This window comes from Streptomyces sp. NBC_01257, from assembly GCF_035917255.1.
Lineage (GTDB): Bacteria > Actinomycetota > Actinomycetes > Streptomycetales > Streptomycetaceae > Streptomyces.
In genome coordinates, this window is record NZ_CP108472.1 from 8,682,522 (window position 1) to 8,704,837 (window position 22,316).

The 22,316-nt window shown below is 73.1% G+C and carries 16 protein-coding genes; 13 read left to right on the forward strand and 3 right to left on the reverse strand.

The window, feature by feature from the left end:
- The first annotated feature begins 64 nt into the window (after window positions 1-64).
- The 5 genes from pcaDC (at window position 65) to OG408_RS37805 (ending at window position 5,781) form a co-directional block, all read left to right on the forward strand.
- Window positions 65-1,273 carry a bifunctional 3-oxoadipate enol-lactonase/4-carboxymuconolactone decarboxylase PcaDC gene (pcaDC, locus tag OG408_RS37785; protein WP_326674014.1) on the forward strand — a complete coding sequence of 403 codons (1,209 nt, stop codon included), beginning with the start codon at window positions 65-67 and terminating at the stop codon, window positions 1,271-1,273.
- A gap of 9 nt (window positions 1,274-1,282) precedes the next feature.
- Window positions 1,283-2,458 carry a 4-hydroxybenzoate 3-monooxygenase gene (locus OG408_RS37790; protein WP_326674652.1) on the forward strand — a complete coding sequence of 392 codons (1,176 nt, stop codon included), beginning with the start codon at window positions 1,283-1,285 and terminating at the stop codon, window positions 2,456-2,458.
- 257 nt (window positions 2,459-2,715) lie between these two features.
- On the forward strand, window positions 2,716-4,104 hold the full coding sequence (locus OG408_RS37795; protein WP_326674016.1) for a serine/threonine-protein kinase: 1,389 nt from the start codon (window positions 2,716-2,718) through the stop codon (window positions 4,102-4,104).
- Window positions 4,101-4,463: a DUF2335 domain-containing protein gene (locus OG408_RS37800; protein WP_285564433.1), complete on the forward strand. Its 363-nt coding sequence runs from the start codon at window positions 4,101-4,103 to the stop codon at window positions 4,461-4,463. Before OG408_RS37795 ends, OG408_RS37800 begins: the two co-directional genes overlap by 4 nt.
- 88 nt (window positions 4,464-4,551) lie before the next feature.
- Complete coding sequence (locus OG408_RS37805) at window positions 4,552-5,781, forward strand: MFS transporter (protein ID WP_326674017.1); 1,230 nt, start codon at window positions 4,552-4,554, stop codon at window positions 5,779-5,781.
- Between the two features lie 26 nt (window positions 5,782-5,807).
- Here OG408_RS37805 and OG408_RS37810 read toward each other — a convergent pair whose 3' ends face one another.
- Both OG408_RS37810 and OG408_RS37815 read right to left on the reverse strand, forming a co-directional pair.
- Window positions 5,808-7,283 (reverse strand): sulfatase-like hydrolase/transferase, encoded by a 1,476-nt coding sequence (locus OG408_RS37810; RefSeq protein ID WP_326674018.1) that lies wholly within the window; start codon window positions 7,281-7,283, stop codon window positions 5,808-5,810.
- Window positions 7,280-8,245 carry a TauD/TfdA dioxygenase family protein gene (locus OG408_RS37815; RefSeq protein ID WP_285564430.1) on the reverse strand — a complete coding sequence of 322 codons (966 nt, stop codon included), beginning with the start codon at window positions 8,243-8,245 and terminating at the stop codon, window positions 7,280-7,282. The genes OG408_RS37810 and OG408_RS37815 overlap by 4 nt, the downstream gene beginning before the upstream one ends.
- Window positions 8,246-8,834: 589 nt before the next feature.
- Here OG408_RS37815 and OG408_RS37820 point away from each other — a divergent pair.
- The 8 genes from OG408_RS37820 to OG408_RS37855 all read left to right on the forward strand — a co-directional run bounded on the left by OG408_RS37820 (window position 8,835) and on the right by OG408_RS37855 (window position 20,126).
- Window positions 8,835-10,040 (forward strand): ROK family transcriptional regulator, encoded by a 1,206-nt coding sequence (locus OG408_RS37820; RefSeq protein ID WP_326674020.1) that lies wholly within the window; start codon window positions 8,835-8,837, stop codon window positions 10,038-10,040.
- A 100-nt stretch (window positions 10,041-10,140) separates the two neighbouring features.
- Complete coding sequence (locus tag OG408_RS37825; RefSeq protein WP_326674653.1) at window positions 10,141-10,212, forward strand: putative leader peptide; 72 nt, start codon at window positions 10,141-10,143, stop codon at window positions 10,210-10,212.
- Window positions 10,213-10,561: 349 nt separating this feature from the next.
- A complete protein-coding gene (locus OG408_RS37830) occupies window positions 10,562-12,154 on the forward strand; it encodes an ABC transporter substrate-binding protein (RefSeq protein WP_326674021.1) in 1,593 nt (530 codons plus the stop codon).
- Window position 12,155: 1 nt separating this feature from the next.
- Window positions 12,156-13,100, forward strand: coding sequence for an ABC transporter permease (locus OG408_RS37835; protein ID WP_285564427.1), 945 nt, complete (start codon window positions 12,156-12,158; stop codon window positions 13,098-13,100).
- Between the two features lie 3 nt (window positions 13,101-13,103).
- Window positions 13,104-13,991: an ABC transporter permease gene (locus OG408_RS37840; RefSeq protein WP_326674022.1), complete on the forward strand. Its 888-nt coding sequence runs from the start codon at window positions 13,104-13,106 to the stop codon at window positions 13,989-13,991.
- The gene (locus OG408_RS37845) at window positions 13,988-15,844 is read left to right on the forward strand and encodes an ABC transporter ATP-binding protein (protein WP_326674023.1); all 1,857 of its coding nucleotides are present in this window, start codon (window positions 13,988-13,990) and stop codon (window positions 15,842-15,844) included. The genes OG408_RS37840 and OG408_RS37845 overlap by 4 nt, the downstream gene beginning before the upstream one ends.
- Before the next feature lie 184 nt (window positions 15,845-16,028).
- The gene (locus tag OG408_RS37850; RefSeq protein WP_326674025.1) at window positions 16,029-18,344 is read left to right on the forward strand and encodes an arylsulfatase; all 2,316 of its coding nucleotides are present in this window, start codon (window positions 16,029-16,031) and stop codon (window positions 18,342-18,344) included.
- A 129-nt stretch (window positions 18,345-18,473) separates the two neighbouring features.
- Window positions 18,474-20,126, forward strand: a complete 1,653-nt coding sequence (locus OG408_RS37855) for an MFS transporter (protein ID WP_326674027.1) — start codon at window positions 18,474-18,476, stop codon at window positions 20,124-20,126.
- 20 nt (window positions 20,127-20,146) lie between these two features.
- Here the strand turns inward: OG408_RS37855 and OG408_RS37860 are convergent, their stop codons facing one another.
- Entirely contained in the window at window positions 20,147-22,285 is a 2,139-nt protein-coding gene (locus OG408_RS37860) for an MMPL family transporter (protein WP_326674029.1), read from the reverse strand.
- Window positions 22,286-22,316 lie beyond the last annotated feature (31 nt).

Consider the following 22,316-nt stretch of genomic DNA (forward strand, 5'->3'; position numbering starts at 1 on the left):
TCCCGATACCCCTGCAATCCCCCAGGCACCCCTCACCACCGGCACCCGCCGGCCCAGGAGCCCCATGAGCACCCCGAACGCACCCACCACCCCGGCCCCGCGCCTTCTCCACCACCAGGTCGACGGCCCCCTCACCGGACCGCCCCTCCTCCTCGGGCCGTCCCTCGGCACCGCACTCTCCGTCTGGCACGCGCAGACCGCCGGCCTGGCCCGCGACCACCGCGTCGTCCGCTGGGATCTGCCCGGACACGGCGGCAGCCCGGCCGGACTGTTCCCCGAGAGCGGCGGCGTCGCCGACCTCGGCCGGCAGGTGCTGCGCCTCGCCGACGCCCTCGGCATCGACCGGTTCGCGTACGCGGGCATCTCCCTCGGTGGCGCGGTCGGGACCTGGCTCGCCGTGCACCACCCCGACCGGATCACCTCGCTCGCGCTGGTGTGCTCCTCGGCCCGTTTCGGTGATCCGCAGGCCTGGCACGCGAGGGCCGCGCTGGTACGGGCCGAGGGCATCGGACCGGTCGCCGACACGGCTGCGGGCCGCTGGTTCACCGCGGACTTCGCCGACAGCCCCGCGGCCCGTGCCGCCGCAGCGGACCTGCGGGACGTCGACCCGCACGCCTACGCCTCGTTGTGCGAGGCCCTCGCCGCGTACGACCTGCGCGGCGACCTGCACGCCGTCACCGCCGCCACGCTCGTCGTGGCGGGCCGCGACGACCCCGCGACCCCGGTCGCGCACGCCCGCGAACTCGCCGACGCCATCCCCGGCTCGACCCTGCTCGAACTCCCGGGCGCCTCGCACCTCGCCAACGTCGAACGTCCCCTCCCCGTACAGGCGGCGCTGCTGAGCCACTTCACGGCCGGGGGCGCGGCCGGCACCGACGACGCGTCCCGGCACACCGCGGGCGATGCCGTACGCCGCACCGTCCTCGGCGACGCACACGTCGACCGGGCCATCGCCCGGACCACGCCGTTCAGCGCCGTCTTCCAGGACTTCATCACCCGCTACGCCTGGGGCGAGGTGTGGACGCGGCCCGGTCTCGACCACCGGACCCGGCGGTGTCTCACCCTCACCGCCCTGGTGGCACGCGGCCACCACGAGGAACTGGCCATGCATCTGCGCGCCGCGCTCGTCAGCGGCGACCTCACCCCCGAGGACGTCCAGGAAGTCCTGCTCCAGGCGGCCGTCTACTGCGGAGTCCCGGCGGCCAACGCCGCGTTCGCCGCAGCGGACCGGATCCTCGCCGACATCGGCAACACCCCAGAGGAGACGAGGTAGCCCATGCCCATGCACACGACCGTGGGAATCATCGGCGGCGGACCGGCAGGGCTCCTGCTCGCCGGGCTGCTCCACCGCGCCGGTGTCGACTGCGTGGTCCTGGAGAGCCGCGACCGCGCGTACGTCGAACAGCGCCAGCGCGCCGGCATCCTCGAACAGCCCACCGTGGACGCCCTCCGCGAGGCCGGGGCCGCCCGGCGGCTCGACGCCGTGGGCCTGGTGCACGACGGCATCGAGCTGCGCTGGAACGGCCGGTCGCACCGCATCGACTTCCCCTCCCTCGCCGAGGGACGCCGGGTGTGGGTCTACGCCCAGACCGAGGTCGTCAAGGACCTCATAGCGCTCCAACTGGCCGACGGCGCACCGCTGTTCTTCGGGGCCACGGTCACATCGGTCGAGGGGGCCGACACCGGCCGGCCGACCGTCCGCTACACGTACGAGGGCCGCGACGAGGTCCTGACCTGCGACTACGTGGTGGGCTGCGACGGATTCCACGGTGTCACCCGCGCCGCGATCCCCGCCGGGGCGCAACGCACCCACGAGCGCGTGTACCCGTACTCCTGGCTGGGCATCCTGGCCGACGTACCGCCGTCCTGCGACGAACTGATCTACGCCCACTCGCCGCGCGGTTTCGCCCTGCACAGCATGCGGTCGCCGGAGGTCAGCCGCCTGTACCTCCAGGTGCCCAACGGGACCGACCCCGCCGACTGGCCGGACGCGCGGATCTGGGACGAGCTCGACGCCCGCTTCGCCGTCGACGGGGACTGGACGCTGCGGCGCGGTCCGATCACGGCGAAGTCCGTTCTGCCGATGCGCAGTTCCGTCACCGAGCCCATGCGCCACGGCCGCGTCCTGCTGGCCGGCGACGCAGCCCACATCGTGCCGCCCACCGGGGCGAAGGGGCTCAACCTCGCGGCAGCCGACGTCGTCGTCCTCGCCCGCGCCCTGACGCGGCTGCACGCGACCGGCTCGTCCGATCTGCTGGACGCCTACTCGGACACCTGTCTGAGCAGGGTGTGGCGGGCCGAGCACTTCTCGTACTTCATGACCACCACACTCCACACCGACCCGGAGCAGAGCGGATTCGATACCCGGCTGCAGATCTCGCAGCTGGACAGGATCGCGGACTCGGCCCACGCCGCCGCCGAACTCGCGCAGAACTACGCCGGCCTGCCGCTCCCGTAGGGCCGGCGCGGCCGGAGCTGCGGTGAGGCACGCAGCGATCGAATAGCGGCGCAACTGATCGCATTTCGGTACGAAACGACACGGCTCCGCCTCCGTCCGGTCGGGTGCGGCGGCGGCCGTGCACCACCCGGGCCGCGGTGTTCTACTGGCCCGCGCGGACAGGAAATCCGCCGCCACCGGTACGGGCGCCGGCGGAGCGCGGTCCGTGCGCGGCCGGGCGGTGGGAGCAGGCGACAGGACGGTGGGGTGACGGGGCCGTGAGGCTGGCCGGGAGAGACGTCGGCGGTCGGTACCGGAAGGAGACACGCCTCGCACGCGGTCGCGACGAGGTGTGGGTCGCGCACGACACGGTCCTCGACCGGAAGGTGACCCTGGCGCGGATACGGTTCCGTGACGGCGGTCTCCGGGAGGCCGGCGCCGTCCGTTCCCTGGCCCGGATCCGGCATCCGCACCTGGCCGCGCTGTACGACACCGCGGCCGTGCACCGGGACGAGGCCTGGGTGGCGATGGAGTACGTGCCGGGTGTCAGCCTCGCCGACCGGCCGCGGATGTCCCTGGGGGAGGCGGCCAGGATCGGTGCGGAGGTCGCCGGGGCACTGGCGGCCCTGCACCGCGAGGGCTGGGTCCACACCGGTGTCCGGCCGGGCAACATCGTGATCACGGCGGACGGTACCGCCCGGCTCACCGGACTCCACGCGGCGCACCGGGTCCGCGATCCCCTGGACGACTCGACCCTCACCGGCGACGTCCACCTGTCCAACCCGGGCTTCGGCGCCCCCGAGTCGCTCAGCGGCTACTGGCCCGAGGCCGCGTCCGATGTGTTCTCCGTCGGCGCGACGGTGTACACGCTGGTCACCGGGGTGCCGCTCTACCGCGACGAGGACGTCGAGGAGTTCCGCAGCGGCTGGATGGCGGAGCCGGGGGCCGTGTCGCTGCCGGAGGACGTCGGGCCCCTGCGACAGGTGCTGTCGGCCCTGCTCCAGCGCCACCCGGGACGCCGGCTGAGCGCGCTCGGGGCGCAGCGTCAACTCGCCGCCGCCGCCGAGCAGATCTGCGCGGACCCGACGGCGGACGCCGCGTCGCTCCCGGTCGTGCTGTACGACCCCCCGCCGCCTTCGCCGCCGAAGGAGCTGCACGAGGCGGCCCCCGCACCGCTGCCCGCGGCACCGCCGGCCGTTTCGTCCCCGCAGCCCCCGGGACCGCTCCCGCCACCCCGCCGGCCCCACCGGCTCGGCGCGGCACTCCTGACCCCGGCGGTGGCAGCCGCCGCCTTCGTGACCCTCGCGGTCACGCCGTGGACCCCACTGAGCCACGGGTGGTGGCTCGTCCTGTGGGCTGTGCTCTGCGTCATCCTCGCCCGGCCTCGTAACACGTCGCCGGCGCATGCGCAGTCCGTAACTCCGCGCCGTCGGCCGCACGTCCCGGACGGCGCGCCGTCACGGCGGCGGGCGGTCCTGCTGGGGCTCCTGGATCTCTCGCCCGCTGACGTCACTCACCGGGCGGCCGGGCAGGCCGGCCCCTCGGTGGAGGAACTGCTCCGTCGCGCCTACGACGAACTCGGCCCGCCCCCGGGCTTCGCACACCCCGAGCCCGACCACAACGACGCGGGGTCCGACGGCCCGACACCTCTGGGAGACGTCTCGTGACCGCCCCCGCACCGGCCTCCGCCCCCGATCCGGGAGAGGTGAACGAGGCCGGCCACGGCTGGCAGGACCTGCCGCTGGCCGAACAGATCGCCCAGTGGGAACGCGTCGTGCCCGGCAGCGCCGAGCGCATGCTCCGTCAGGTCGAGGCCGACTACGAACACCGCCGGTGGAGGGAGCGGACGGAACTGCGCTGCCGGGTGGCCGGCATGGTCCTCGGCGCCGGGGCCGTCACCGGAGTGCTGTGGGTCGCCAAGCACCTGATCGACGCGGGCGCGGCCACCGCGGGCGCCGGACTCCTCGGCAGCTCGGTCGCCGCGCTCGTCGGCCTGGTCCTGACACGACAGCGCCAAGCGGGCTGACTGGCTGGGAAGAGGGGCCAAGTGGCCCACCCGCACAGCCTCGAAGTGCCCCACGCAAGGGAGCCGATTCCTGCGTAACGTCAGGGCCATGCCGAACCTACTGCCCCCGCCCGGACCTCAACGCACACTCTCACTGGCCCAGTTGAGCAACTCCGTCGGCGACGGCGCGTACTACGTCACCTCGGCCCTGTACTTCACCCATGTCGTCGGCCTCGCACCCGCCAGGATCGGTCTCGGACTCACCGTGGCCTGGGCCGTGGGCTCGGTCGTCGGGGTACCGCTCGGCCGCATCGCCGACCGCCGCGGCCCGCGGGGGACGGCGGTGCTGCTCACCCTCACGACCGCTGTCGCCGTCGCCTCCTTCCTCGTCGTACGGGACTTCGCCCTGTTCCTCGCCGCCGCCTGCCTCTACGCCACCGCGCAGTCCGGCCTGGCCGCCGCCCGGCAGGCGCTGCTCTCCGGCCTGGTCGCCCGGGAGGAGCGCACCGGGGCCCTCGCCCATCTCCAGTCGACGCTCAACGCGGGCCTCGCGGTGGGCGCCGCGCTCGGCGGCCTCGCCCTGTCCGCCGGGACCACGGCGGTGTACCTCGCGGTGTTCGCCGTCGACGCCGTGAGCTTCCTGCTCTGCGCACTCGTCCTGCTGCGGCTGCCGGCCGTCGCCGCGGTGCCCGGGGAGCCGGGCGCGAAGCTCGAAGTGCTGCGCGACCGGCCGTACGCCGTCGTCACGCTCCTCAACACGGTCCTGCTGCTGCGGATGCCGCTGCTCAGTCTCGGTCTGCCGCTGTGGATCACCGAACGGACCCAGGCTCCTGAGTGGCTGGTCTCCGCGCTCTTCGTGCTCAACACCGGGGCGGTGATGCTCTTCCAGGTCCGCACCGCCCGCTCCGTGACCGGCATCCCCACGGCCGCCCGCGCCCTGCGCCGCTCCGGCGCACTCATGCTCCTCACCTGTGCCGTCTTCGCCCTCTCGGCCGTCGACTCCCCCTGGGGCGCGGTCACCGCCCTGGCCGGCGGTTCCGTGCTCCTCGTCGCGGCGGAGATGCTCCACTCGGCGGGCTCCTGGCAGCTCGCCTTCGATCTGGCACCGGCGGGACGCATCGGCGAGTACCAGGGCTTCTTCGGTACGGGTGTCACCGTCGCGCGCACGCTGGGGCCCCTGCTGCTCACCGCGCTGCTGGTCGGGTGGGGCCCGGCGGGCTGGCTGCTGCTCGGCGGCGCGGTCCTCGCCGCGTCGTACGCGCTGGGTCCGGTGGCCCGGTGGGCGGCCGGAACACGCCGGGAGCCCGCGCCCGCGGCGGTTCCCGCTCAGGGCGTCTGAGCGGGAACCGCCGGGGTGCGACGCCGTCAGGGGCGCGGCCGGTGCGCGAACCGCACCCCCTCCCACGGCGTCCCGGCCGGAAACGACTCCACGCGGCGCTGGCCGGCCGGACGGGCCGCCGCCCGCTCGATCTCCGGTTTGGTCCCCTCGACCCGCACCAGCCACTCCAGCAGTTCGGCGCGCAGGGTGTCGGCGACCTCCCGGTGCGAGTCCAGGCCGACGAGGTTGTCCAGCTCGTACGGGTCCGCCGCCAGGTCGTACAGCTCCGTCTCCGCGTAGCGGTCCGCGCCCCGGTCGTTCCAGGCATCTGCACCCGGCGCGTCCACCGCGTACTTCCAGCGGGAGGTACGGACCGCCCGCCCCACCCGGTCCTCGCTGATCTGGACGAACACGGAACCGGGCCGGCCGGGATCGCGGCCCCCGCCGGTCAACGGCAGCAGGGAACGCCCCTGGACACCGTCCGGCACCGGGAGGCCGGCGGCCGCCAGCAGGGTGGGCATCAGGTCCACCGTGCCGACGGGCTGCCGGACGAGCCCGCCGCCGGTGAAGCCCGGCCCGGTGAGCGCGAGCGGCACCCGGACGGACGCCTCGTGGGCCGAGCGCTTGTACTCGCTGTTGCGGGTACGGAAGTGGGAGCCGTGATCCGCCGTCCAGGCCAGCACCGTGTTGTCCTCGGTCCCGATGCTCCGCAGGGCGTCGCGCAGCCGGCCCACCCCCTCGTCGACCCGCTTCAGCTGACCGAGGTAGCCGGCCAGGTGACGGTGCGCACCGCCCTGCGGGGCGCCGGGAGAGAGCGCGGCCAGGTCCGGCGGCAGCCAGGCTCCCTCGTAGCGCTCGCGGTAGCCCGCCGGGGCCGGGTAGTCGTCGGTCGGGTTCTGGTGGTGCGGCTCCAGCAGCGAGAGGAACAGCAGGTACGGGCGGTCGTGGTGGTCGGCCACGAACCGGATCGCCGCGTCGATCAGCGCGTCCGAACGGTATCCGGGCAGCCGGACGGCGGCCCCGTCCTCGTCGTACACCACCGTGCGGTAGGCGTCCGAGGTGAACTCGAGCCGGTCCGAGGCGAGCCACCGGTCGTAGCCGCCCCGGCGGCCGGGCTCCACCGGGCCGTCCGGCTGGTCCTCGCCCGCCAGGTGCCACTTGCCGATGTACCCGGTCGCATACCCGGCCGCCGCGAACTCCCCGGCCAGCGTGGGAATGTCGCGGGGGAGCGGCAGACCGTTGCGGAAGACGCCCGCAGCGGTCGGGTAGCGGCCGGTCTGCAGCGCCGAACGAGCCGGTGCGCAGACCGGGTTGGGAGTGATCGCCTGCTCGAACAGGGTGCCCTCGCGGGCGATCCGGTCGAACTCGGGAGTCACCCCCGCCGGATTCCCGTGCACACCGGCCGTGTCCCAGCGCTGCTGGTCGGTGAGGACCACGATCACCTGCGGGGGCGCCCCGGCGGGGGGCGCCGCTGCGCCACCCGCCGGGAGCGGTGCCTCACCGTGCGGAACGGACTTCGTCATGCGCCGGCCGTCGCCGCTGCCTCGGCCGTCGAGGCGCCGGACGCGATCCCGAAGGACGGGTCGGGCACAGCCTCGGGGCTGATGAGCGTGGAGGTGCGGCCGTCCGTGCCGACGGGGACGTCGCCGTCGATGGTGACGCGCCGCAGCTTGCGCTCGTGGGTGTCGGAGTCGTCCACGCCGTAGTGCTGGGTGGCGCGGTTGTCCCAGATGGCGACGTCGCCCACCTGCCAGTCCCAGCGCACCGTGTTCTCCGGGCGCTCGATGTGGGACTGGAACAGATCGACGAGGGCGCGCGAGTCGCTCCCGGTCAGCCCGGCGATCCGCTGGACGAAGTTGCCGAGGAGCAGCACGCGTTCGCCGGTCTCGGGGTGGACGCGGACCACCGGGTGCTCGGTGAGGAACTTCGTCGACGTGAACACCTCGCGGTACTTCGCGAGCGCCTCCGGCAGGGCGTTGGGACGCAGGGCGACGTAGTCGTAGTCGTTGGAGTGGACGGCCCGCAGACTGTCGGCCAGGGTGCGCAGCTGCTCCGGCAGTTCGGCGTACGCGGCCGCGGTGTTGGACCACAGGGTGTTGCCGCCGTACGGCGGGATGACGACGGCGCGCAGGATGGAGAAGGCCGGGTAGGCGGGCACGAACGTGACATCGGTGTGCCACTGGTTGGCCCGGCCGCCGTGGTCCGAGTCGATGCCGAGCGAGTAGCGGCCGTCCGCGGACGGAACGGTGGGGTGCGCGACCGGGGTGCCGAGCAGCCGGCCGAACGCCTCGTGGCTGTCCTCGTCCAGGTGGTCCTGGCCGCGGAAGAAGACGACCTTGTTGGCCAGCAGCGCGGACCGGACGGCCGCGACGGTCTCGGGGGCGAGCTCCCCGCCGAGGCGCACCCCGGAGATGACGGCGCCGATCCGGCCGCCGAGCTTCTGGACGGTCACGGTGGGAGCGGGGGCGGTGGTGGTGGAGGTCATGACGGGTTCCCTTCGAAGGACACGCTCCTCCGCCGGCCGTTCATGGCGTCCGGCCGACGGCGGAGTTGATTAATTCGGGAGCGGAAGTAATGAAGACGTCGGACTGCCCACCACCGGACCTGGGCGGTCCGGGAGAGCGGTGGGGCGGCCGGAGCCGGATCAAGTGCGGCGCAGCCCGGGTGAGTCGGTGCGAGGAGCAGCCCGGTGCGTGCGGTGCGGGGGCCGCCGGGTCAGGCGGCGGTACAGGAGCCCGGACACGCGGGCTGCGGTGCGGTGCGGCCGGCGCGGGCGGGCCGCGCATCGGTAACGGCCGTCGCGAACATGTTCCGGAGACTTCCAGCGCCCCACGGTCGGCGTCAAGCGCCCCGGCCCGCCCCGCGGCGGGCCGGGCAGTGGTTCAATCGGCCCTTGCGCCGGGCCCGCACCCCCACCGGACAGGCGCCGCGAAACAGCTCCTGACCTGCGGGTTCACCTGCCGTGCCGGAGAGCCCGTACCCCCCGCCCCGCCACCGGGTCCCAGCCCGGAGGCGAATTCATGCCGCCGTAACGTTGCGACCGCGCCCGTGTCGCAGGACCGAAGGACGACCTCATGACAGCTGCCTCCCACGTCTTCCGGGCGACCGGTGACGGCCGGCGCGAGGCCAACGCCGCCACGGTGCTGCGTACCGTGCTCGACCACGGGCCGGTCGCCCGCCGTACGATCGCCGACCTCTCCGGGCTCAGCCCGGCCGCCGTCTCCCGCCAGTGCACGGACCTCGTCGGCCTCGGCCTGGTGCGCGAACTGCCCGATCCGGTGGCGGGCGGCGGAGTCGGCCGGCCGCAGATCCCCGTCGACCTGCACACCGGGGAGAGCGGCGGACCGGTGGCGGCCGGGGTCCACATCGGGGTGCCCGGATCGACGTTCGGTCTGCTGGACCTGCGCGGCCGGCTGCTCGCCCGGCGCTCGCTTCCGCACGAGGGCATCGCGCCGGGGGAACTGTCGCTCCGGATCGTCCAGGGGCTGCGCGCCTTCCTCGCCGACACGGGCCGGGGGCGGCGCCTGCTCGGAGTGGGCGCCGCCCTCGGAGGCTGGGTGGACCCGGGCACGGGGACGGCGGTGCGGCATGACGCGCTCGGCTGGCAGCAGCGGCCGATCGCCGCCGAACTCGCCCGTGGCCTGGGCGGACTCGACGTACGGATCGACAACCACGCCCGGGCGGTGGCCCAGTCGGAGATCCTCTTCGGCCGCCCCGCCGCGCGCCGCAGCCTGGTCCACCTCTTCGTCGGCAACGTCGTCGACGCGGCCCTCGGCATCGCCGGAGTGGTCCACCAGGGGCCGGGGTCCGGAGCCGGTGACGTGGCCCATCTGCCGGTCCCGGACTCCACGGTCATCTGCCCGTGCGGACGGTCCGGCTGCCTGGAGGCGACCGCGTCCAACACCGCCGTCGCGCGGACCGCGGTGCGCCGCGGCATCGTGCCCGAGCCCGACGCGTTCCTCTTGGTGGACGCCGCGGCGGCCGGCGACCGGCGGGCCGACCGGCTGCTGCGCGAGCGCGCCCGCGCGGTCGGCCGGGCGATCGCCCTGCTCCTCGACGTCCTGAACCCGGACCTGGTCGTCGTCACCGAGCACTCCAGTCTGCTCAATCCCGACTACCTGGAGGAGATCCGGGGCGCGGCGGTGGACCTGTCCCACGTCTGCGACGACCCCGAACGCATCGTCAGTCCGCATGCCGGGACGGCCGTCCTCCCCGTCGCCGCGGGCACCATTCTGCTGAACCCGCTGTTCAGGAGCCCGCTCGCGGCATCCAGGAGCTGAGCATGCGACCCGGGCGGAAACGGGACACGTACCAGGATCCGGACAGACCGGGTTGACCGTCCGGCGAAGCCACTGTCATATTGCTCCCGTGAACCCGGACATGCGCCTCGTCTCCCGCAGGCACGTCGACCTCTGTCGGCAGGCCAGCGCGGTCTGTGCTGTCCGCGTCTGACCCGGACCGCCCCTTTCACCGGCCCGTCCCGGGTGTGCGCGGCACCTCACTGACGCCGCACCGGCACCGCGGCGTTCCCGCCCGGAGCCGGTTCCCCGAGGTCCCGCACCGCGTAACGGCCTGAGCGCCGTCGCACTCCGCACACCGCCTCCGCCCGCACCGAACGGCCCACGCTCCCGCCGTCGGCGCTGATTCCGTACGTCCGCCAAGTGCCCCCGCGCGGTGCGTCCTTGATGCTGTGCGGCCCCTCGCCTCAATTTCTCCCGCTGCGGAACGAATCACGCGGCGGAACGCATGCACCGGCGCGTCCACTCCCTTCACCGTCCTCCACCGTCACAGGCAGGCTTCGATGACCGAGCTGTACCCCCTCACGCCCCCCGGGCCCTCCCGGCGCTCGACGCTGCGCGCCGCAGGAGGCGGCACCCTGCTTCTCGGACTGGGTCTGGCGGGCTGCCGCTCGGCGGTGTCGGACTCCTCGTCCGCACCGCAGGGCGCGAGCGCCGCACCCAGGCGGGGCGGTGTGCTCAACGTCGCCGTCAACAGCGACTTCACGCCCGCCCTGCTCTTCTCGCAGAGCGGGCAGTCCCTCCAGCACCGGCTGATCTACAACACCCTGACCCGTTACGACGACCGGCTCAGCCCGCAGCCCGAGCTGGCCCGCTCCTGGACGTACGCCAAGGACGGGCGAAGCATCACGCTCCGGCTGCGCGACGACGTGACCTTCCACAACGGCCGCGCGTTCACCGCCGCCGACGTGATCTTCGCGGTGAAGAACCTTCAGAACCCGGTACGCGCAGCTCAGTTGCGCAGCACGGCCGCCACGGTCAGCGGATTCGAGAAGCGCGGCGACCACGAGCTGGTGCTGAAGCTGGCGCATCCGGTGAACAACCTCTTCGACCTCTTCGAGTTCATGATCATCGCGGACTCGGAGTCCGTCGAGGACGCCGTCACCGGGAAGAAGCTCATCGGCACAGGGCCGTTCCGGCTGAAGAAGTGGAGCCCCGGCTCCGGTCTGAGCCTGGCCAGGAACGACAGCTACTGGCAGGCGGGACGCCCGTACCTCGACGGAGTCGAACTGCGGGTGATACCGCAGGCCGACGCGCTGATCTCGTCACTGCGCTCCGGTCAGTCCCAGCTCTCCTTCAACGTGCCGGGCAAGAGCCTCGGCGTCGTGAAGAGCGATCCGCACCTCACCATCAGCGACTACGACACGGGCGCGGGCGCCGTCTATTTCGGCGTCAACACCGCCATCGCCCCGCTGGACGACCGGACCGTCCGCCAGGCCCTCGCCTGGGCCGTCGACCGCGACCGGCTGCTCGCCCAGACCCTCGGCGGCTACGGCCTCGCCTCCGCCGCCCCCTGGCCCAAGTCCTCTCCCGCCTTCACCGAGGCGCACCGCACCCACTACTCCCACGACCCCGGCAAGGCCCGTGAACTCCTGAAGTCCGCCGGGCACAGCAAGCTCGAACTGCCGCTGCTGCACCTGGCGCTGCCCAGCGAGACGGCCATCGCCGAATCCATCCAGTACGACCTCAAGCAGGTCGGCGTCCACGTCACGCTCCAGCCCACCGACCCGGCCACCGGCCAGAAGAAGCTCATCTCGCAGGGCATGCCGGCCCTGTGGACGATGGGGCACGGCTTCGCCCAGGTACAGCCCTCGACCCTCGCCGTGAGCGCCTATCCGTTCAACGAGGCGAAGAACACCTCCAAGTACCGCTCCGCCGAGTACACCAAGGTCGTGCGCGCGGCCTGGACCGAACCCGAGACGAACGCCGCCGCGGCCAACGCGCAGCACGAGAAGATCTCCGCCATCCTGCTCGACGAGGCGTTCCTCATCGACCTCGTCGTCCGCGGACAGGTCCAGGTCGCCGCCGACGGGCTGCACGGCGTCACGCTCAACAAGTTCTCGTACCTCAACCTCGACAACGCCTACCTGGTGTGACATGCGCAGCTACGTGATCCGCAGGCTGCCGTCGGCCCTCCTCGTCCTGCTCGCCGCCTCCTTCCTGATCTTCACCATCCTGCGGCTCGTCCCGGGGGACCCGGCCACCACCCTCGCCGGTCCCGACGCGGACGCGGCGACCGTCGCCGCCATCCGCGACCGGCTCGGCCTCGACGCACCCCTGCTCTCCCAGTACGCCCACTGGATCGGCTCGCTGCTCACGGGCGACCTCGGACCCTCGTACGCGATCGGCGGCCAGACCGCCGACCTGATCGGGGACGGCCTCGGCGCCACCACCGAACTCACCCTGGCCGCCCTCCTGTTCGTGATCGTCCTCGGTACGGCCTTCGGCGTGCTCGGGGCCACCTCCCGCAGCCGCTGGATCCGGACCGCGGTCCGGGTGACCACGACCGCCGCACTCGCCGTGCCGCCCTTCGTCAGCGGGGTCCTGCTCGTGCTGCTGTTCGCGGTGATCCTCGGAGTGCTGCCGCCGGGCGGCCGGGTCGCCTTCCTGACCGCGCCCGACCTCGCCGCGCAGTACCTGGTGCTCCCCGCGCTCTGCCTGGCCCTGCCCAGCGCCGCCGTCCTCGGCCGCTACCTCAAGGACGGCATCGAACGGGGCCTGGCCGAGGACTACATCCGCACCGCGACCGCCGCCGGAGTCGCCCCTCGCCGGCTGCTGTGGCGCCACGCCCTGCCGAACGCCCTCCCGCCCGTCGTCACCCTGCTCGGCATGCAGGTGGGCCATCTGCTCGGCGGAGCCGTACTCGTCGAGGCCATCTTCGCCTGGCCGGGACTCGGCCAGCTCGCCGAACAGGGCCTCCAGCGCCGGGACTACCCGGTCGTCCAGGACCTGCTGCTGCTCCTGGTCGCCGTCTTCGTCCTCGTCCAGCTGCTCACCGACCTCGTGTACGCCTGGCTCGACCCCCGGATCAGGTGGGAGTAACCCATGACCTCGACGACCGACCTCCTCGCCGCCGGCCCGCCCCCGCCGGCCTCCGGGCCACGCGGCCGGACCCGCGGCCGCCACCCCTACCGCAGCGCCCTGTCCACCGCCCGCGCCCGCACCGGCCTCGTCCTCGTCGGCGCCGTGATCCTCGCCGGGCTGCTCGCACCGCTCATCGCCGGACACGGCCCCACCGACCAGAGCGGCCAGAGCCTCGCCGCCCTCGGCACCCCGGGCCATCCGCTGGGCACGGACGACCTCGGCCGGGACCTGCTCAGCCGCGTCCTCCACGGAATCCGAGCCGACCTCGGCATCATCGCGGTCGCCGTGCCCCTCGGCGCCGCACTGGGCTGCCTGTTCGCCCTCGTCGCCGCCGCCCACCCGGTGGCCGACACCGTCGTCCAGCGCGTCTTCGACCTCCTGCTCGCCTTCCCCGGCCTGATCCTGGCGCTCGCCGTCACCGCGATCCTCGGCCCCGGACGCCTCCCCGTCGTGCTCGTCATCGCCCTCGCCGAGATCCCCGCGTTCGGACGGCTGCTGCGCGGCGGAATCCTCGTCCAGCGGGAGCGGGAGTACGTCACCGCCGCCCGGGTCGGCGGCAGTTCGGGCCGCCGGGTGCTCGTCCGGCACATCCTGCCCAACGCGGCCGACCCGCTCATCGTGCAGATCGCCGTCTCCCTGACCGTGGCCGTCTTCATCGAGGGCGCGATGAGCTTCCTCGGCGTCGGCGTACGCCCGCCGGAACCCACCCTCGGGGCCGTGCTCAGCCAGTCCATGCCCTACCTCGCCCAGGCCCCCAACTTCGCCGCGGGCCCCCTGATCACCGTGACCGCGCTCGTCCTCGGACTCTCGCTCATCGCCGAGGCGCTCAACCGGGAGATACGCCGATGACCGCCCAGGAGCTGCTGCAGGTCCGTGACCTCGGCGTCGAGTTCACCGCACCCGACGGTTCGGCGCTGCGCGCCGTCCGCGGTGTGTCGTTCACCCTGAACCGGGGCGAGACCCTGGCCGTCGTCGGCGAGTCCGGCTCCGGCAAGTCCACCACCGCGCTCGCCCTGAACCGGATGCTGCCCGGCACCGGCCGCATCACCACCGGCACGGTCCACCTGGACGGCCGGGACCTGGCCGCCGCCACCGGACAGGAACTGCGCGCGGTGCGCGGCGCCCGCATCGGCATGATCTTCCAGGACCCGATGACGGCCCTGAACCCGGTCCTGACGGCCGGCCGCCACATCGAGGAGGTGCTCCGCGCACACGGCGACCGCGACACGGCCGCCCGCAGGGCCCGCGCCGTCGAACTCCTGGCCCGCGTCGGCATCCCCGAGCCGCACCGGCGCGCCGACGACCACCCGCACCAGTTCTCCGGCGGCCAGCGCCAGCGCATCCTCATCGCCATGGCCCTGGCCGGCGAACCCGACATCCTGCTCGCCGACGAACCGACCACCGCGCTGGACGCCACCGTCCAGGACCAGATCCTCACCCTGCTCGCCGACCTCAACCGGGAGACCGGCACCGCCCTGGTCCTCATCACCCACAACATGGGCGTCGTCGCCCGCGCCTGCGAACGCGTCCTGGTCATGTACGGCGGCACGGTCGTCGAGGACGGGCCCACCGCCGAGGTGCTGAGCCGCCCCCGCCACCCCTACACCGCGGGGCTCCTCGCCGCAGTGCCCCGCCTCTCCACCCCGTCCGGCACCCGGCTCACCGGCATCCCCGGCAGCCCGCCCGACCTCACCCTGCTCGGGGACGGCTGCGCCTTCGCCGACCGCTGCACGCTGGTCGAGGACCGCTGCCGCGCCGCCGCACCACCGCTCACCCGCACGGCGGACGGGGTGCACGTCGCCTGCCTGCCCGCCGCCGCGCGGACCGAACCGCTGCCCGCCCCGGTCCCGCCGGCCCGCATCGACCGCCCGGCCCCCGGGCCCGTCGTCCTGGAGGCGGAGGGGCTGCGCAAGACCTACCGGCGGCGCGGTGTCCGGCGGCACGCGGTCCCCGCGCTCGACGGGGTGTCGCTGAGCCTGGCGGCGGGGGAGACCCTCGGCATCGTCGGCGAGTCCGGCTCCGGGAAGTCGACCCTGGCCCGGGTGCTGGCGCACGCCCACACCGCGGACGAGGGCAGCATCCGGCTGAACGGCGAGGACGTCACCCGGCCCTCGCGGCGCGCCCTGCACGCGGTGCGCCGCCAGGTCCAGATGGTGTTCCAGGACCCGTACGCCTCGCTCAACCCCCGGATGACGGTCGGCGAGATCGTCGCCGAACCCCTGATCGCCTTCGGCCTGGGCGACCGGGCCGAACGCGAGACGCGCGTGGCGGAACTGCTGCGCCGGGCCGGCCTCGACCCGGCGGTCGCCGACCGGCATCCGCGCTCCTTCTCCGGCGGCCAGCGCCAGCGCATCGGCATCGCACGGGCACTGGCCCCCGAACCCTCCGTCCTCATCTGCGACGAACCCGTCTCCGCGCTCGACGTGTCGGTCCAGGCACAGATCGTCGGCCTGCTCACCGACCTCCAGCGCGACCTCGGGCTCGCGCTGGTCTTCATCGCCCACGACCTCGCCGTCGTCCGGCAGGTGAGCCACCGCATCGCGGTCATGCACCGGGGCCGGATCGTGGAGACCGGCAGCGCCGACGAGGTCTGCGAGAACCCCCGCGACCCGTACACCCGAGCCCTGCTGGCGGCGGCGCCCGAACCCGTACCCCCGGCCGCCCGTGCCGCGGTGGCACAGAAGACGGGAGCGCTCGCGTGAGCGCGTGCCGCACCCGGCGGCCACGACACCGCGGGCAACGACCCGGAGCGGTGCACCGACCCGCGGCGGACCGGCGCACGCGTCATCCCCGGCCGTTCCCACCCGTGCCGCTCCCCGGACCGCGACCGCTGCCGGCCCGCCTCCTCCCGCTCGTCCCGACGCCTCACGACGGAGCCCCCAGCCGATGACCACGAGCACCCGCCGCGACCCGTACGAAGGCTTCCCTGGCCGGATCGGCCGTACCTTCGCCGAGTCCGAACCGGCCTGGCCCGCATCCCGCACCCCGGGCGGCCGGGCCCCCAACATCGTCGTCGTCCTCGTCGACGACATGGGCTACAGCGACATCGCCCCGTTCGGCTCCGAGATCGCCACCCCCACGCTCACCGCCCTGGCCGAGGACGGCGTACTCCTCAGCAACTACCACACCATGCCGCTGTGTTCACCGGCCCGGGCCGCCCTCCTCACCGGCCTCAACCCGCACCGCGTCGGCTACGCCATGGTCGCCAACTCCGACCCCGGCTTCCCCGGCTACGGCATGGAGATCGCCGACGACATCCCCACCCTCGCCGAACTCCTCCACGACTCCGGCTACGCCACCTACGCCGTCGGCAAATGGCACCTGGTCCGCGACTCGGCGTCCAACGCGGCCGACGACCGGGAGAACTGGCCCCTGCGCAAGGGCTTCGACCAGTACTACGGCGTCCTGGAGGGCCTCACCAGCCTCTTCCACCCGCACCAGCTCGTCCGCGACAACAGCCCGCTGGACATCGACGAGTTCGCGGACGACTACTACTACACCGACGACATCACCGACCAGGCGATCTCCATGGTGAAGTCGCTGCGCGCCCACGACCCCGACAAGCCGTTCTTCCTCTACCTGGCGCACAACGCCGTCCACGGCCCCCTCCAGGCCAAGGCCGAGGACATCGACCGCCACCGGGGGCGCTACGACGAGGGCTGGGACGTACTGCGCGAACGCCGCTTCGCCGCCCAGCTCGCCACCGGTCTCCTCCCGCCGGGCACCGGACTGCCCGACCGCAACAGCGAGGCCGGACTCGACGTGCCCGCGTGGGCGAGCCTCACGAAGGAGCAGCAGAAGCTCTACGCCCGCTACATGGAGGTGTACGCGGCGCTCGTCGACAACATCGACCAGAACCTGGGCCGCCTCACGGAGACCCTCGACGCCCTCGGTGAACTCGACAACACCATCATCGTCTTCACCTCCGACAACGGCGGTACCGGGGAGGGCGGCGCGGAGGGCACCCGCTCCTACTTCAGCCGCTTCGTCCACCATCCCGCGCTCCCCGGCGACTGGACCCCGGACGTCGACCGCGACCCGGAACTGATCGGCGGCCCGCGCAGTCTGGTGCACTACCCGCGCGGCTGGGGCATGGCCTCCAACACGCCCTTCCGGCTGTACAAGGGACACACCTACGCCGGCGGCGTCCGCGTGCCCTTCGTGCTGTCGTGGCCGAAGGGAGCCCGCGAAGGACAGCTCGCCCCCGGCCTGCGCACCCAGTACCAGTACGTCACCGACATCGCCCCCACCCTGCTGCGGCTCGCCGGACTGGAGCGGCCGGCCGGCCGGCGGGGCGTCACGCTCCAGGAGCCGGACGGCGTCGGTTTCGCCCCCGTGCTCGCCGACGCGGATCACGCCTCCACCCACCCCGAGCAGTACTGCGAGATGACCGGCAACCGCAGCTACTACCGCGACGGCCACAAGCTCGTCACCCTCCACCGGCCCGGCACGCCCTACGACGACTCCGAGTGGGCGCTGTACGACATCAGGACCGATCCGACCGAGATCCACGACCTGGCCGCCGAGCGGCCCGCCCTCGTCAAGGAACTGGCGGCCGCCTGGGAGGACGCCGCCCTGCGCAACGGGGTCTTCCCGCTGCCCGACCTCAGCGGAGCGCTCGCGCGCCGCAACCCGGCCGAACAGCGGCTCGCCCGGCCGCTGACCCTGCTGCCCGGCACACCGGAACTGGAGCGCTACCGCTCCTCCCGGCTGGTCGCGCTGCGCTCCTTCGAGATCGCCGTCGCGATCGACGAGACGGGGGAGGGCGTGCTCGTCTCGCACGGCGACCAGGGCGGCGGCTACGTCCTCTACGTCGAGGAGGGCCGGCTGCGCCTCGCGTACAACGAGTACGGCGTGCTCCACGAGACCGACGCCGGCCCCCTGGCGCCAGGCGGGCACGCGGTCGTGCTCGCGGCCACGGCCGAGCAGGGGCTGCGCTGGAGCTTCACCCTGAGCGTCGACGACGAGGTACGGGCCACTCCCCGTAGCGTGCACCAGCTCATCGGCATGGCCCCGTTCCAGGGCATCAGCATCGGGATCGACCGCAAGTCTCCGGTCTCCTGGCCGCTGTTCGAGCGCCACCGCTCCTTCCGCTACGGGGGCCGACTGCGGTCGGTGACCTACCGCCCAGGTCCGCCGGGGCCCGATTCGCCGGAGGCGGTGGCGGGCGCCCTCCGGGAGGCGGCCGCGGCGTTCGAGTGAGCGTGCGCCCGATTGGCGGCGGCCGACGGGCGGAGCTAACGTCGGGGGAGTGAACGATCGCGTTCACTGACGGTTCGAGTGCGAACGACGAGTCGCGTGCGAACGACGGCTCGACCGACGAGCAAACCCATGACGGGCTCCCAGGCGACACCCCGGCAGGCTGCCGAATCCCCGAAGAAGGGACGCGGCAGCGGGATCGCGCTTCTCGTCATCTGCTCGTGCCAGCTGATGGTGGTCCTCGACATCACCATCGTGAACATCGCGCTCCCGCACATCCAGACCTCGCTGGGCTTCTCGACCGAGAACCTGTCCTGGGTGATCAACGCCTACACGCTGACGTTCGGCGGGCTGCTCCTGCTCGGCGGCCGGCTGGGGGACATCCTCGGCCGCCGCCGCGTCTTCATGTTCGGTGTCGCCCTCTTCGTGCTCGCCTCGTTGCTCGGCGGGCTCTCCCAGGAATCGTGGCAACTGCTCGCCGCGCGGTCCCTCCAGGGAGTCGGCGGCGCGATCGCCTCGCCCACCGCCCTGTCGCTCATCACCACGACCTTCCGTGAAGGCCCCGAACGCAACAGGGCGTTCGGGGTGTTCGCGGCCGTGTCGGCAGGCGGCAGCGCCATCGGTCTGCTGGCGGGCGGCGTGCTGGTGGAGTGGCTCGACTGGCGGTGGATCTTCTTCGTCAACGTGCCCATCGGCCTGCTGATCGTGCTCGCCACCCGGCGCTACATCCGGGAGTCGGAACGGCATCCCGGACACTTCGACGTCGTCGGTGCCCTGACGGCGACCCTGGGCATGGTGTCCCTCGTCTACGGCTTCATCCGGGCCTCCGAGGAGGGCTGGAGCGACTCGCTGACCCTCGTCGCCTTCGCCGCGGCCGTGGTGCTGCTCGGCTCGTTCATCATGATCGAGAGCCGGTCCCGGCAGCCCATCACACCCCTGTGGATGTTCCGCGACCGCAACCGCTCCGGCACGTACGCGATGATGCTCTGCCTCGCCGCCGCGATGTTCGGGATGTTCTTCTTCCTGACGCTGTTCGTGCAGAACATCCTCGGCTTCAGCCCGCTCAGGACGGGTCTCGCCTTCCTGCCGGTCAGCGTCATCATCGCGATCGGCGCCGGTATCACCTCACAGCTGCTGCCCAAGCTGGGACCCAAGCCCTTCATGGTGACGGGTTCGCTCCTGGCGGCCGCGGGTCTGGCGTGGCTGACGCAGACCGATGTGCACAGCTCGTACCTGGGCAGCATCCTGGGCCCGGTGCTGGTCTTCGGCCTCGGCATGGGGCTGCAGTTCGTGTCGCTGACGCTGATGGCCGTATCGGGCGTGCAGCCGAAGGAGGCCGGCGCGGCGTCCGGCATCCTCAACACGACGCAACAGGTGGGCGGCTCGCTCGGTCTGTCCATCCTGGTCACCGTCTTCGGCACGGCCAGCCGCAACGAGGCCACCAGCCAGGCGCCGAAGTTCCTCGCCGACGCGACCCCGGCCCAGCTGGCGGAGTTCCGCAGGACCGGACAGCTTCCCGGGCAGTGGGGCGATCAGGTCCTGACGTCCGGCGTCTCCAGTGCGTTCGTCGTCGCCGCGGTCTTCGCCGTCGTCGCCGCCCTGGTCGCCCTGATCGTCATCCAGGTGCGCCCCTCTGACCTGGAACGCCTGCGCGGGGGCGGTGCGATGCCCGGGGCGGGTGCGGCGGACACGCCGGCGGAAGGGGCGGCCGCCGCCGATGTGCCGGACCCGGCGCCGCGGCGGCCCGGTCCGGACGGGATGGACCGTCCCGGCCCCGACCGGTAGCGCGCCCGCTCCGCGTACTCCTACGCCTTCGTCGTCGGCCCCGGCGTCCCGTCCTCACGGGACAGCCGGTGCGGCCACCACACCCGCGCGCAGATGTCGAGGAAGAGCGATGTCACGAGCACCGAGCGGACGACGAAGGTGTCCAGCAGGACGCCCAGGGCCACCGCGAACCCGATCTCGGCGAACACCACGACCGGGAGCGTGCCGAGCGCCGCGAAGGTACCGGCGAGGACCAGTCCCGCCGAGGTGATGACCGCGCCGGTGGCCGCCAGGCCGGCGACGACACCCGTCCGGGTGCCGTGGAGGACCGCCTCCTCGCGGATCCTCGTCGACAGGAAGATGTTGTAGTCGATGCCGAGAGCCACCAGGAACACGAAGACGAACAGCGGGAAGTCCGTGGACTCGCCCGCGTAGTCGAAGACGTAGCGGAAGGCCAGGGCGCTGATACCGAGGGCGGCGGCGAACGAGAGCACCACGGTCGCGACCAGCAGGACGGGCGCCACCACCGCGCGCAGCAGCAGCCCCAGGATGATCAGCACCACCAGGAGGACCAGGGGGATGATCAGCAGGTTGTCGTGCCTGGTCGCGGTGTCCATGTCCAGCAGCGCCGCGGTGCTGCCGCCGACCTGGGCATCGGCGTCCGGCACCGCGTGCACCGCGTCGCGGACCCGTTCCACCGTGTCCTTGGCCGCGTCGCTGTCCGCCGGATCCGTCATCGTCGCTTCGAGGATGACCTGACCGTCCGCCTCGGGACGGGCACCGGGCGGGGTGCCGACCGAACCGCGCACCACCCCCGGGGTCGTCGCCACGGCCGCCCGCACCGCGGTGGCGCGGCCGGCGTCGGCGATGATCACCAGCGGGTCGCCGCTGCCGCCGGGGAAGTACCGGTCCTGGACCTCCTGGCCGGTGATCGAGTCCGGTTTCCCGGTGAACGAGTCCGCGTTGCTGAGGCCGGAGGCGCGCAGCTGCGTCAGCCCCAGCGACAGGGCGGCGAGCACCAGCGCGGTGACGATCCAGATCGTGCGGGGGCGGCGCGAGAGCCGCTCGCCCATCCGGGCCCAGACCCCGTGCTCGGTCGGCTCGGTGGAACCGAAGTGCGGGACGACCGGCCAGAACACCCACCGGCCGAAGATCACCAGCAGGGCGGGCAGCAGGGTGAGCATGGCGACCAGGGCGACCGCCACACCGATCGCGGCCACCGGCCCGAGCCCCCGGGTCGAGTTCATCTCCGCGACCAGCAGCACCAGCATGCCGAGCACCACCGTGCCACTGCTCGCCAGCACGGCGGGACCGGCCCGGTGCAGCGCCCGGGCCATCGCCTCGTGCCGGTCCTCGTGGCGGCGCAGTTCCTCCCGGTAGCGGGCCACGAGCAGCAGGGCGTAGTCCGTGCCGGCACCGAACACCAGCACCGTGAGGATGCCCGCGCTCTGCCCGTTCACGGTCAGGCCCGCGTGCGCCGCCAGCAGATAGATGACCGCCTGGGCGCTGAACAGCGCGGCCACGACCGCGATCACGGGCAGCAGGAGCAGGGTGGGGCTCCGGTAGGTGATCAGGAGCATGATGATCACCACGGCCAGGGCGGCGAACAGGAGCGTCGAGTCGATTCCGGAGAACGCCTCCGCGGAGTCCGCCGTGACCCCGCCCGGACCGGTCACGTGGACGGCGAGACCGTCGCCGCCCTTCCCCACGATCTCCCTGATGTCGTCGACCGCGGGGCCGATCTGTTCCCAGCCCTCCTCGCCCATCGTGATGGGTACGAAGACCTGCGCCGCCGAGGGCGCGACCTTCTTGTCGTAGACGGGGCCGCGGGTCTGCGCGCCCCGCACGCCGTGCCCGCCGAGGGCGCGCAACTGCCGGGTGTCCTCGACGATCTCGGCGCGGTCCGCCACGGTCAGCCCGCCCTCGCGGGCGTACACGACGATGGCGGTGATGACCTCGGGCCGGAAGTTCTTCGAACTCTCCAGGACCTGGGTGGACTCCGCGCTGCTCGGCAACCAGGAGGTGGCGTCGTTGTCCTGGGCGTCGGTGAGTTTCTGGGCGAGCGGCGCCGCGACGACGAAGACGATCAGCCACAACGCCACGACCAGCCATTTGGTGCGCCGGCCGCAGACCAGGGCGGCCACCCCCGGCCGTCGTCGCTGCTGCTGTACGTGCGGCATGCCACTCCCCGTACTTCGTCGTGAGTGACGT